The sequence below is a fragment of the Marinococcus halotolerans DSM 16375 genome, assembly GCF_000420725.1.
Taxonomy (GTDB): domain Bacteria; phylum Bacillota; class Bacilli; order Bacillales; family Marinococcaceae; genus Marinococcus; species Marinococcus halotolerans.
Genome location: NZ_ATVM01000012.1, coordinates 47114 through 60165 on the forward strand (window position 1 = coordinate 47114; position 13052 = coordinate 60165).

At 48.8% G+C, this 13052-nt stretch carries 12 protein-coding genes; 6 read left to right on the top strand and 6 right to left on the bottom strand.

Annotation, left to right across the window (positions count from 1 at the left end; all coding sequences use genetic code 11):
* Positions 1–14: 14 nt before the first annotated feature.
* The 4 genes from G548_RS0109915 to G548_RS0109930 form a co-directional block, all read right to left on the bottom strand.
* On the bottom strand, positions 15–1382 hold the full coding sequence (locus tag G548_RS0109915; protein WP_027847325.1) for a sigma-54 interaction domain-containing protein: 1368 nt from the start codon (positions 1380–1382) through the stop codon (positions 15–17).
* Between the two features lie 163 nt (positions 1383–1545).
* Entirely contained in the window at positions 1546–2733 is a 1188-nt protein-coding gene (locus G548_RS0109920; protein ID WP_022794004.1) for an acetyl-CoA C-acetyltransferase, read from the bottom strand.
* The gene (locus G548_RS0109925) at positions 2730–3392 is read right to left on the bottom strand and encodes a 3-oxoacid CoA-transferase subunit B (RefSeq protein ID WP_022794005.1); all 663 of its coding nucleotides are present in this window, start codon (positions 3390–3392) and stop codon (positions 2730–2732) included. Before G548_RS0109925 ends, G548_RS0109920 begins: the two co-directional genes overlap by 4 nt.
* Before the next feature lie 16 nt (positions 3393–3408).
* Positions 3409–4104, bottom strand: coding sequence for a CoA transferase subunit A (locus G548_RS0109930; protein WP_022794006.1), 696 nt, complete (start codon positions 4102–4104; stop codon positions 3409–3411).
* A gap of 114 nt (positions 4105–4218) precedes the next feature.
* On the opposite strand from G548_RS0109930, the gene G548_RS0109935 reads away from it, so the two are divergent.
* The 3 genes from G548_RS0109935 (at position 4219) to G548_RS0109945 (ending at position 7207) form a co-directional block, all read left to right on the top strand.
* Complete coding sequence (locus G548_RS0109935) at positions 4219–5100, top strand: LysR family transcriptional regulator (protein WP_022794007.1); 882 nt, start codon at positions 4219–4221, stop codon at positions 5098–5100.
* A gap of 129 nt (positions 5101–5229) precedes the next feature.
* The gene (locus G548_RS0109940; RefSeq protein WP_022794008.1) at positions 5230–6150 is read left to right on the top strand and encodes a prenyltransferase; all 921 of its coding nucleotides are present in this window, start codon (positions 5230–5232) and stop codon (positions 6148–6150) included.
* 103 nt (positions 6151–6253) lie between these two features.
* Complete coding sequence (locus tag G548_RS0109945) at positions 6254–7207, top strand: Gfo/Idh/MocA family protein (protein ID WP_022794009.1); 954 nt, start codon at positions 6254–6256, stop codon at positions 7205–7207.
* 50 nt (positions 7208–7257) lie between these two features.
* Here G548_RS0109945 and alr read toward each other — a convergent pair whose 3' ends face one another.
* A complete protein-coding gene (gene alr / locus G548_RS0109950; protein WP_022794010.1) occupies positions 7258–8346 on the bottom strand; it encodes an alanine racemase in 1089 nt (362 codons plus the stop codon).
* Positions 8347–8588: 242 nt separating this feature from the next.
* On the opposite strand from alr, the gene G548_RS0109955 reads away from it, so the two are divergent.
* From G548_RS0109955 to G548_RS0109965, 3 genes are all read left to right on the top strand, one after another.
* Positions 8589–9470 carry an aldo/keto reductase gene (locus G548_RS0109955; RefSeq protein WP_022794011.1) on the top strand — a complete coding sequence of 294 codons (882 nt, stop codon included), beginning with the start codon at positions 8589–8591 and terminating at the stop codon, positions 9468–9470.
* Between the two features lie 116 nt (positions 9471–9586).
* On the top strand, positions 9587–10321 hold the full coding sequence (locus G548_RS0109960) for a YqcI/YcgG family protein (protein ID WP_022794012.1): 735 nt from the start codon (positions 9587–9589) through the stop codon (positions 10319–10321).
* A 202-nt stretch (positions 10322–10523) separates the two neighbouring features.
* Positions 10524–11999 (top strand): protein adenylyltransferase SelO, encoded by a 1476-nt coding sequence (locus tag G548_RS0109965; RefSeq protein ID WP_022794013.1) that lies wholly within the window; start codon positions 10524–10526, stop codon positions 11997–11999.
* A 96-nt stretch (positions 12000–12095) separates the two neighbouring features.
* On the opposite strand, the gene G548_RS0109970 is transcribed toward G548_RS0109965, so the two are convergent.
* Positions 12096–13025, bottom strand: coding sequence for an AEC family transporter (locus G548_RS0109970; RefSeq protein WP_022794014.1), 930 nt, complete (start codon positions 13023–13025; stop codon positions 12096–12098).
* Between the last annotated feature and the right edge of the window lie 27 nt (positions 13026–13052).

The window sequence follows — 13052 nt, forward strand, 5'->3', positions numbered from 1 at the left end:
GGAAAAACCCGTTGTTATTCCAGATGGTATTTCATGATTTTATTGTAGAGATTGGATTTTCCTATTCCGAGCAGTTCACATGCTGTCCGCTTGTCCCCCTCCGCTTCCTTTAGTGCCTGCTTTACCGCTTCCTTTTCTGCTTCAGCGATTACTTGTTTCAACGGTTTTATTCCGCTTTTCCGGCTTACCTGTCCCGCATCCGTCATGCGTCCCGGAAGATCACTCAGCTGTATTGTTTCTCCTTCGGTAAGATGTACGGCTGCCTCAATTGTATTTTCGAGTTCCCGCACATTGCCCGGCCACGAGTAATCCAAAAAGCGGTCAAGCACCTGCTGATCGAACGCTGTAATTCGTTTACCCAGTCTTTCTGTAACTTTTTGGAGCATAAATTTGCTGAGAAGAGGAATATCCTCGGGCCGCTCACGCAGGGAAGGTATTGTAAACGAGATAACGTTGATCCGGTAGTACAGATCCTCCCGAAACTGCTGCTTTTCTATCAGCTGTTCGAGCGGCTGATTGGTAGCAGCAACCACCCGTACGTCCACCTGCCGGGGCCTTTGTGCACCAAGCGGTTCAAGCTCTCCCTCCTGAAGTACACGAAGAATTTTCACCTGGGTATTCAGCGGCATATCCCCTATCTCGTCCAGAAAAATGGTTCCCTGGTCAGCCAGCTGGAATTTCCCTGGTTTGCCTCCCTTTTTCGCGCCGGTAAAAGCTCCCTCCTCATAGCCAAACAGCTCGGACTCCAGTAAATCCCCCGGTATCGCTGCACAATTCACTTTCACGAAAGGCTTCATGCTTCTTTCGCTCAGCTTATGCAGCCCCTGGGCAAACAATTCTTTTCCGGTCCCTGTTTCTCCTCGCAAAAGGACAGATACGTCGCTTGAAGCTACTTTGCGTACGTTTCTTTTTACTTCTTCCATTTCAGGGGACACGCTGAGCGCATCCTGCAGGGAATAAGATGTGCCGTTCAGCTGCTCCACCTGCTTTTGATACGATTCGAGCTCCAGCATTAACGTTTTAATATGCTGGTTCATCTCCGCCCATTCCTTTCTGTCCCGGAACATCACCAGTCCCAGAGCGCCGATAATACGGCCCTCGTCGTATAAAGGCACGCGGTCGGCAATCATATAGTTGCCTCTAATGTACTGCATATTTGCTTTTTCCGCTTTCCCGGAAGCCACTACAATATGCATGCGCGTGTTTTCAATCACATCAGTTACGTGACGCCCGACCGCATTTTTGCGACTGGTGCCGAGAAAATCATAATAGCATTCATTCATATACGAGACGATTCCCTGCTCATCGACAATGACCACACAATGGTGCAGACTGCCAAACAATATGTCGTAAATATGATCCAATCCTTCTAAATGCTTCATCATTTCCACCCCGTTATCGCGGTTGACGTTTCTGATTAAATGGTAACGGTCCTGCGAATTTTTTCAATAGCTCCGGACTCTTTATTAAAAGAAAAACATCTCCGGGAGCCGATCAGCGGTGACGGCCCGGAGATGTTTCCCGTTGCTTATATAAGGCACTTGTTTAAATTCTTTCTACCACGGTAGCCACACCCTGGCCGCCTCCGATGCATAATGCCGCCAGCCCTGTATCTACCTGCTGGCGTTTCATCTGATGAAGCAGGGTCACGAAAATTCTTGTACCGCTTGCCCCAATCGGGTGGCCTAACGCAATTGCCCCTCCGTTTACGTTCAGCTTTTCTGAATCAATATTCAAATCTCTCTGTACAGCAAGTGACTGGGCAGCAAAAGCTTCGTTTGCTTCAATCAGATCTATATCTTCCATCGAAACAGACGCTTTATCTAAAGCCTTTCGGATGGCCGGGACCGGCCCCAGTCCCATCACGCTCGGATCCACGGCGGCACTTGCATTGCCGGTAATCCGGGCCATGGCTGTAATGCCCAGCTGCTTAGCTTTCTTCCCACTCATAACAATAACGGCTGCGGCTCCGTCGTTGATCCCGGAGGCGTTTCCTGCTGTCACGCTTCCGTCTTTTTGGAACGCCGGCTTTAATTTTTTCAGCTTTTCTACCGTGGTGCCGCTTCGAATATGTTCATCCTCCACTACCTCGAGGGGCTCCCCTTTTCGCTGAGGTACGTGAACAGCCACGATTTCCTCTTTGAAGACCCCGTTATCCCGTGCTGCCGTGGCCTTCTGCTGACTGGCTGCGGCGAATGTGTCCTGTTCTTCGCGTGTAAAGCCGTACTCATGGTTAATATTTTCAGCTGTCACACCCATATGATAGTTTTCCACCGCACACATTAGTCCGTCACGGAGCATGCTGTCAACGAGCTTCTGGTCTCCCATGCCAAAGCCGCTGCGCGCGTTCATCTGCAGATAAGGAGCCTGACTCATATTTTCCATCCCACCGGCAACGACGATGTCCGCATCACCGGTCAGTACGGCCTGAGCCGCCAAGTGGACGGCCTTCAAGCCGGACCCGCACACTTTATTAATGGTCATTGCAGGTATATTTTCAGAAAGACCGGCCTTTAAAGAAGCGACCCTTGCCGGGTTCTGCCCAAGACCTGCCTGCAGCACGTTTCCCATAATGACTTCATCCACTTCTTCCTTCGGAACACCGGCACGTTCAAGCGCTTTTTCAATCACAAGCGCGCCCATATCTACAGCTGGTACATCCTTTAAGCTGCCCATAAAGCCGCCGACCGGAGTCCGTATCGCTCCGCCCAGCAGAACCTCTTCTGTCTTCATTGTTTCCCCTCCCGGTCTGTCAGCGCTTCATCAATTATAAAAGAAGCTTCTGTATACTGCTCCACAGTTTTTACGTCTGCCCCGTTCAGTACTTCTCTTAGCACCATGCCAGACGGTGTGAAATCAAAGACGGCCATATCCGTAATCAACCGGTCCACTACCTTTTCGCCGGTCAGCGGCAGAGCGCATTCGGTACGGATTTTCGATTCTCCTTCTTTATTCGTATGGGTCATGATGATAACTACTTTTTGCGCTCCCTGCACGATATCCATGGCACCACCCATACCTTTAACCATTTTTCCGGGAATCATCCAGTTCGCAAGATCTCCCTCTCCGGAAACCTCCATGCCCCCGAGAATCGCGAGATCAATATGGCCGCCGCGGATCATAGCAAAGGATTCCGCGTTATCAAAGAATGAACCTCCCTGCTTCACCGTCACTGTCTCTTTACCGGCATTAATCAGATCTGCATCCACGTCTTCCTCCGCGGGATAAGGCCCAATACCGAGCAGCCCATTTTCGGAATGAAGAAAAATATTTTTCTCTGCCGGAATGTAGTTGGCAATCATTGTTGGCATGCCAATACCCAGATTCACAATCGTGCCGTCTTCGACTTCCTTTACCGCCCGCTGGATAATGTTTTCTCTTTGACTGCTCATTGTCTTTCTCCTCCTTTTATACCTGCTGGACCGTTTTACGTTCGATGCGCTTTTCATACGAGGTGCCGACAAGAAGATGCTGAACGTACAGGCTCGGTGTATGGATAAAGTCCGGATCGAGTTCACCGACATCAACCAGCTCTTCCACCTCTGCGATTGTAAATTTCCCCGCCGCTGCTGCCAGCGGATTAAAGTTGCGGGCTGTTTTCCGGTAAATAAGGTTTCCGTAGGCATCCCCCTTCCATGCCTTCACAAGAGCCGCATCCCCCTGGATGGCCTCTTCAAGAATGCACTGTCTGCCGCCGATCACTTTGTGCTCCTTACCCTCAGCAATTGGGGTGCCTACACCAGTCGGGGTGTAAAAGCCGGGAATACCGGCGCCGCCTGCCCGGATACGTTCCGCGAGTGTCCCTTGAGGCACGAGTTCCACTTCTAGTTCTCCGCTCAGGTACTGCTCTTCAAAGATCTTATTTTCTCCCACGTAGGAAGCCACCATTTTGTTAATCTGTTTATTTTCAAGCAGCAGCCCAAGACCCCAGTCGTTGATGCCGCAATTGTTACTGACTACTGTTAAATTTTTCGTTCCCTTTTGAGCCAGCGCCTGAATGGCTTTTTCCGGAATGCCGCACAGACCAAATCCCCCGACAATAAGGGTATCGCCTTCCTGAATGCGGTCTACGCTCTCTTCAAAAGACGTCTGTATCTTCGTCATTGTTTGAACCCCTTTCAGTTCTTTAATTGGTACTTCCACTTTACTAATAGCGCTTTCATAAGTAAAATAGATAAATAATATAAATTTATTACTAAATGGAATAAGAGGTGCCTCATGGATATCAAACAGCTTCGCTTTTTCCTCGAAGTATGCAAAGAACTAAGCTTTTCACGGGCCAGCGAGAAGCTTCACATTTCCCAGCCCGCTTTAAGCAAAACGATTCATCAGCTTGAGGAAGAAATCGGCCTCCGTCTGCTCGACCGCTCCACCCGTCATCTTTTCGTAACGAAAGAAGGAGAAATCATCCGCAAGCACGCCCGGAAGGTACTTCGCAGCGCAGAGGATTTGTGGCAGGAAGCAGAAGAAATCAAGCTGCATAAAAAAGGCAGCTTTACACTCGGACTCCCTCCCGTCATCGGCTCCAGCTTTTTCCCTGAAATCATTGCCGGCTTTCGCAGAACTTATCCCGAAGCCGGCATGCACATTGTCGAAGAAGGCGCAAAAATTATGGAGCAGTCGCTGCTTGAAGGAAATATTGATGTAGGTGTAGCCATTCTTCCCGTCGATGACGAACAGTTTGAGGTTCGCCAGATCATCGACCGGAAAATTCTTGCCGTCACCTCGGTAAACCATCCGCTTGCCGGCCGTGAAAGTATACAAATGAAGGATTTAAAGCATGAATCCTTTTTAATGTTTCAGCAGGGGTTTTCCCTGTACGACCGGGTCTTCGAGTCATGCATCCAGTCCGGCTTTGAACCAGATATTCTTTATGAAAGCTCTCAGTGGGATTTTTTATTTGAGAGTGCCGTAGCGGGCCTGGGTGTCGCCCTCCTCCCCGAAACAGTCGTTCATAAAGCAGATACAAGAAATGTCTCTGTGCTCGCAGTGGACGATGATTTACTACACTGGCGGCTCGCACTCATCTGGCGCAGGCACAGCTATCAGACCCAGGCCGCCCAGGCGTGGATCACTTTTGTGGAAGAGTCCTTTAATTAGTAATCCGCCTGGGCTCCTGCACGCCTCCTTAAAACTCTAATCAGGTGTTCGGCTTTTCTTTTTGATATAATTCATAAGCAGTTTTATTTTACTTCTTTATGTTTACTTCGCGTGGAAAGGACGATGCTTATGAAACATACAATTTCTTTCTGGCTGGAGGCAGCCCGGGCAAGTTTTTTGTCTGTTATGCTTATGCCGGTCCTGTTAGGGGCACTTGGGGCTTTTGCATGGAACGGGGTTTTTGAGCCGCTCTGGTTTGTTATTACACTGATCGGGGGATTCAGCGCCCACCTATTTTCCAATATGGTGAACGATTTGTGGGACTACCGTAACGGTGTCGATACAAAGGCACAGGACACGGCAAACGACGTTTCCACTAATTCCGGCATGCTGACAGGAGGCCGGGTCTCTGAAGAAACATTCGCGTTTGTTACGTGGGCGTTTTTGGCCCTGGCCCTTTTATGCGGTGTCGTTTTAAGTATTGCCAGAGGGTGGCCGCTTTTGATCCTTGCGGCCTTTGGCGGGCTGCTTGCTTATTTTTATGTGGCCCCTCCCTTTAAGTTCGGTTACCGTGGCAAAGGATACGGCGAAGTCGCTATTCTGCTTTCGTTCGGGGTGCTTCCCGTAGTTGGCAGCTATTACGTGCAGACGGGCTTTTTTGACGTCCGGGCCTTTTTTCTCTCTTTGCCGATCGGCTTATTAACCACCATGGTGCTTTACAATCATCATTTTCTTCACTGGAGAGCCGACCGTGATTCCGGAAAAAATACGCTTGTCGTAGTCCTTGGGGAAAAGAAGGGACTGCTTCTTTCAAAAGCCTTTACCCTCCTTGCCATGCTTACGGTCCCCTTAGGTATTATCGTCGGAGCGCTCCCATGGTACGCGCTGATAGCCATTGCTTCTGCCTGGCCGCTCGTCAAGGCCTATGCTGCCCTCGAAGATACCAACCCTTCTGAATCCTACGGACCGCTCATGGGAGCCTCGATTAAAAGTACGGTTCTTTGTGGATTTTTCCTGGCACTGGCTCTTCTTTTGCAGGGAATATTTTAACCAACGGGTCGTCCGCTTATTTCTGTCGGGCAGGCAGCTTTTATCACAATAGTGTACAATGTGGGCACGAGACTGCATTTTGTAATTAATTAGGAGGCTTTTGATGAAAACTATTCGATGGGGCATTTTAGGCACGGCCGATATCGCCAGAAGACAGATGCTGCCTGCACTGCAGCATACGGAAAATGCCGAGGCGTATGCGATCGCAAGCGGCAGCGGCAAAGCAGAGGAACTAGCCAAAGCCTTTCATATTCCGAAGGTGTACCAAAGCTATGATGATCTGCTTGAAGACCCGGACATCGATGCGGTCTACATTCCTCTCCCCAACCATCTCCACAAAGAATGGAGCATAAATGCTGCCCGAAAGCAGAAGCATGTGTTATGCGAAAAGCCGGCGGCCCTGACTCAAGCGGAGGCCGGGGAAATAAAAAACGCCTGCGCAGAACACGGCGTTCAGTTTATGGAAGCATTCATGTACCGGTTCCATCCGCAGCACCAGCTTGTACAAAAAATGCTTGCAGGCAATGCGATTGGAGACGTGGTGACGATGCGCTCATCGTTTACTTTTCCGTTGCAGCATACCGAAGGTAACATCCGGCTTCATTCCCAGGCTGACGGCGGCGGAAGCCTGTATGATGTCGGCTGCTACTGCATTCACGCCATTCGCCAGGTTATGGGGGAGCCGGCGCATGCGAGCGCTTCTTATTCATTCCATGAAAACGGCCACAGTGACTGGGCTGCGGCAGGTGTCCTTACTTTTTCCGACGGCCGGCTCGCCCACTTTGATTCAGGCATGAACGCTGCTCTTCGCAACGAATACGAAGTAGTAGGTACGAAAGGCGTACTGAAAGCCCACCAGGCGTTTGTTCCAACAGAACAACCGTGCAGAGTTTCTATCGAATTGGAAAGCGGGGAATCCTACAGCGAAACCATCGCAGATAACTATTACATTACCGGCATGCAGTCGCTTTCCCTCGGGCTGCTGGAGGGAAGAAGCTGGCCTTCCGATGGACTCGCGGAAAATGCTTTTGTGCTTGAGCAGCTGGTAAATCCATAAAAAAACAGCCCGCAGCCGCCTTTTTCTGGCAGCTGTGGGCTTTATTATCGTTATTCTATATACTTTCGTTCAATGGATTCCTGCACATTCATGATTGAAACTCTTGCTGTTAAAGCATCACCTTCATTGACTGTTTTCCCTGTCACATCCACCAGCGAAAACTGCGAACTTGGCTTCCCGACGACCGAAACAGGCTCTTTGCCCCAGAATATTTTCGCTGGCGGCCGGGCATAGGAACGAACATTCCGGAGAATGTTAAAGGCCAGCTTTTTTAACGTATCGGACTGGTGCTCGCGGGCAAAGTTAAAGCCATGTGCTTCTCCAAGTGGAATGAGTCCGATAGTCATCGGCTCATTCAGCGGCTTGGTATCTCCGTACCCTGCCGTGCTCCCTGTTTTTATCTCCCGCGTTTCAAGGAGAGGTGTTTTAAGCTCAAACGTTTCTTCAAAACGCAGACCGTTTCTGCTCGCTGCCTGACCGAACATGGCATTACCGATACGAATCATATTAAAGCCAAGGTCCGGATACTTGACGGCTATCGCACTGTTGGCCATGTGTACATATGCAGGATGAATCCCATAAATTTTCGTTATGATTTCTACGCACTGCTTTAAGCGATCACTCTGGACAGTAATTTTTTCTGCATGCCTGTTGGCAGCAAAATGAGAATAAACGCCTTCCATCTTCACTGATTTTAACGCTTGATACGCTTCCATAAATGAGCTTAAATCTTTTTCATCCAGACCGAAACGATTTAAAGAAATATTAATTTTTAAATGGAAGGGATACTGCCCTGCGTTTTTCTTCCCTGCTGCCCTGTCTAATTTTTTCATTTTCCAGGTTGTATCAACGGTAGGCGTTAAATTGTAATCAATGGTACGTTCTGCGTCAAAATAAGGACCTAAGATTAATATAGGAGCTTTCACACCATGGTTTCGCAGTTCAATGCCTTCTTCCTCCACCCCTACAGCTAAATAATCAACTTCGTTTTCAATGTACTTGGCCATAGGAACCAGTCCATGGCCGTAGGCATTACTTTTAACGATGCCTGCAAAAAATTTATCCGGCATCCGGTTTTTAATTTGATGAATGTTATTGCGTACAGCCTTTACGTTAATTTCAATCCATGAAGAATTCATTCATTACACGCCCTTCTCTGCTGAATATTATTCTTTATGCCTAAGAATAATTTCATGCGTCTTCTGTTCTATACCTTTACGTGCCCGCTCGAAAACTCCCTTTCTGACATCTTCTTTAATATAAAGACATTTCCTGCCGGCTTTTATTCTTCGGAAAAATAGCATTTGATTAAAAAGACCCCGGTGCGGGTATGATAAACAAGGTGTACAAACTTTTGTTTTTTACCGAAGGAGGACTATATATGAGCAATTCAAACATTACCGCAGATCAGGCCGGCACGTTCCGGGTCGGCGGCGATATAGAAGTAAACCGTTTAGGATACGGAGCAATGCAGCTGACTGGTGAAGGAGTATGGAAAGAACCTTCCAATCCCGATGAAGCTGTCCGAGTGCTCCGCCGGGCATCAGAGCTTGGGGTGAATTTTATTGATACGGCAGACGCCTATGGCCCGTTTACGGCCAACCGACTCATCAAAGAAGCCCTTCATCCATATAATGAGAACATGACAGTTGCTACAAAGGTCGGTCTCACCCGTGCAGGCCCGAATGACTGGCGTCCTGTGGGCCGTCCGGAATACCTGCGTCAGCAGGTGGAGCTGAACCTGATGGACTTAGGACTCGAACGCATCGATCTTATGCAGCTGCACCGCGTAGATCCTGAAGTGCCGATTGCAGATCAGATCGGCGAACTGAAAAAAATGCAGGAGGAAGGGAAAATCCGGCACATTGGACTCAGTGAAGTGAATACAGAGCAGTTTAAAGAAGCTCAAAAGACAGCTTCCATTGCATCTGTGCAAAACCGCTATAACCTGGCCAATCGTGAATCCGAAGAAATGCTCGACTATTGTACGGATAACAATATTGCATTTATCCCGTGGTTCCCTCTTGCTACCGGTGAACTGGCCCAGGACGGCGGACCGCTGGCCCAGCTGGCTGAAGAGCACAATGCAAAACCGGCTCAGCTTGCGCTCGCGTGGCTGTTGAAACGCTCTGACGTCATTCTTCCAATTCCTGGTACGTCCACGGTAAGCCACCTTGAGGATAATATCGCTGCAGCCGGCATTAAACTGAGCGATGAGGAATTCAATACGCTTACCAACGCCGTCGAAAGCAGCAATAGTTAATCAATGTCTTATATAAAAGCTTTTAGCCAGCAGCTTTCTCTGCACAGGCTGAAGGCTTTTTTTACCACAGGTGAGAAAATTCTTCCCTGATTTCCCTGAATGAAAGGAGCAGCAGCATGCTACAAACGACTAGCCCTTACCTGCTGACAAAAGAAGATATGGAAACGTCCGATCGGCTCCCCTCCTGGCTGCAGGAGGAATACCAGACCTTCAAGCGGGTTGTAACCAATCCGGAATTCCCCTGCTTTTTCGGCATGAAGGCGCAGCGGAAAGGTGAGCTCCGTTACTCTTATATCACTCATGACCAGTGGGATCACCTTGGCGGCGTACTCGAAAGCTTTCTGCATTTAATGAAAGAACCGCCCTTTACCCGGCATGGCCTATTCCTTTTCGTCGAGCCGGAAATGCGGGAGCAGTCCGTCGATTATTATCGTTCCTATTTCTGGGACGTTCTGCAGCATCTGCATGAACAGGACCGGTACAGCTGGCCGGGAGATAAGCCAAAGGATCCCGATCATTTTCTATGGGATTACCATTTTGCCGGCGAGCCTGTTTTTGTTTTTGGCAATGCCCCGGCCTATAAACAGCGGAAAACGAGAGACCTGGGGAACAGTTTGATTCTCGGCTTTCAGCCCCGGGCGATTTTTGAAGGCCTCGAGGGAACAGAAAAAGGCGGCATCATGTCGAGGGAAAAAGTGCGGTCGCGTGTAGAAAAGTGGGACAACCTCCCCACCCATCCGGACATCAGCCATTTCGGCGACCCGACGCACAATGAGTGGAAGCAGTTTTTCATTGGGGACGATATTAAGCCGATTGAAGGCAAATGTCCATTTCACCATAAAGATGTATAAACGCTCCTGAGCAGCATGGTTAAATAATTTCCCAACACTTTCTGCTGAACGCAGAAAGTGTTTTTTATATGTATATACTTTGCATCTTAAAATTTGAAGTATCCAGACGCGAGCCTGTATAATGAGATATGTAAAATCTATAAACAATGATTTTTCCGATATAATTTACTGCGTTTTAAAAATACGTTTTAAAGGAGTCTTTATGGCTGACAAAAATACTGTAAAACAAGCGGGCTGGCAGCTTGAACACAGCTACGCCGCCCTTCCGCAGACCTTTTTTTCCAAAATCACTCCTGCTCCGGCCCAGAACCCGGAGCTGCTTATATTAAATGAACAGCTTGCTGACTCCCTCGGCCTCGACAGCGAGGCGCTAAAAGAGGAGGAAGGCGTGCAGATACTCGCAGGCAGCCGGACACCGGAAAACGGCCTGCCGCTTGCCCAGGCTTATGCCGGTCATCAGTTTGGCCATTTTACGATGCTTGGGGACGGGCGCGCCCTGCTTCACGGGGAACAAATAACGCCGGATGGGCGCAGAGTCGATATTCAGCTGAAAGGATCCGGCCGCACGCCCTATTCACGCGGCGGTGACGGACGGGCCGCTCTCGGCCCGATGCTTCGCGAGTATATTATCAGTGAAGCGATGCACGCGCTTGGCATACCGACCACCCGGAGTCTTGCCGTAGTCAAAACCGGTGATCCCGTTTTTCGCGAAAGTGTACTGACCGGTGCAGTATTAACACGTACGGCCTCAAGCCACCTTCGCGTCGGAACGTTTGAATATGCCCTGAACCGCGGATCGATGAATGACCTGCGGGCTCTGGCCGACTATACAATCAACCGCCACTACCCTGAAGTCCGGGAGGCGGAAAATCCTTACCTGACGCTGCTCCGGGAAGTTGTTACACGCCAGGCTTCCTTAATTTCCAAATGGCAGCTTGCCGGCTTTATCCACGGAGTAATGAACAGCGATAACATGGCTATCAGCGGAGAAACCATTGATTACGGCCCATGCGCTTTTATGAACAGCTATGACCCGAAGACGGTATTCAGTTCAATTGATGCGCGCGGCCGCTACGCCTACGGAAGACAGCCAATTATGGCAGAATGGAACCTTTCCCGGTTTGCCGAAGCCCTCGTACCGCTAATTGACGAAAGTCAGGAAAAAGCCGTCGAGCTCGCGCAGGCAGAAATCTCCCGTTTCCCGGACCAGTTTAATGAGTACTGGCTTCAGGGCATGCGTGCAAAACTCGGTCTTTTCACGGAAGAAGCGGAAGACGAAGCACTTATTACAGACCTTCTACACCTTATGCAAGAACACGAAGCAGATTACACGAATACCTTCCGTTCCCTCACCTTCAACAAGCTGGACAACTCGGGGCTGTTTACAGACAGCAGATTTGTTTCCTGGAAGACACAATGGCTGGAACGTCTCAGCAGGCAGGAAGAATCTGAAAGCTCTTCCCACCAGCTGATGCGTGACCACAACCCGGCGGTCATTCCGAGGAACCAGCATGTGGAAGAAGCGCTTGAAGCCGCCGAAAAAAATGGGGATTACAGCGTCATGAATCAGCTTTTAGATGTACTTTCAGAGCCTTATGCTCACACCATGGAGCAGGAAAAATATACAGCACCACCGGCACCTGCGCTTGTGCCCTACCGCACTTACTGTGGCACTTAAAAAACGATATATATTTAAAGGAAGCCCCTGCTCAGCATTGAACAGTGGCTTCCTATTTTTATGAAAATTTTTAGTTATTATGGCAGCTTTATTGTTTCATCCAAACCATATCTGCGATAAAAAAATAACAATGGAAACCGTCAGGCCTCCAAGCATTGTAGAAATAAGCACGCTTTGGGCGGCATATTCCGGATAATTATCGTATTCGAGCGCGAACAGGGCGCTGTTTCTGGACATAGGAAACGAACTTGCAATAAATAACGCCTGGGCAATCGTTCCTTCAAGCTGAAGCAGCCAAATAATTCCTAAAGCGATAAGCGGGGCTCCCACTAATCGAAGACTGATGGTAAAAAAGAAAACAACAGATAAATATTTCAGCTTCGGATAAGCAATCTGTGCTCCAAGGACAAGAAGCGCGAGTGCCGTAAACCCCGCAGCGATCTGATTTAACACCTGCTCTGCCGCTTTTGGCAGTGAAAGATTAAATATGTAAAACACAAGACCAAGAGCTAAGGCGTAAATCGTAGGCGTTTTAAACAAAGGGGCCATATTTTCTTTTATTCCAGATTTCTGTGTCGTTGCAGAAGTGAAAACTCCATATGTAAATGTTAAAAAGTTTTGAAACATCAGTACAATGATTTGGATCGACACCCCGAGCGGGTTGGAGGCGAACACCAGCTGGCTGACCGGAAGCCCGAAGTTTCCTGAATTCATAAGTACTACACTGTTTTTAAATATCGCCGTAAGCTTCGCGTCCATCCCGAACAGTTTTGCACATACGCCGGCAAGCAGCGCCAGAATGAAGAACTGGATAATCAGAAAGGCACCAACGTCAAGCAAAACAGACGATTCCACCTCCATGGCAGAAATGTTTGTAAAAATAACGACAGGGAGAAACAGGCCCGTTAACAGCTTTGAAAGCGTACTGAGATGAAAATCGTATATTCGATGAAGTACTGCTCCGAGCAACAGTAAAATAAAGATTGGAAGCATTACTTCGAGCATAATTAATGGTAAAAAGGACAAAAAAGCATCTCTCCCCGCAGTCGGTAA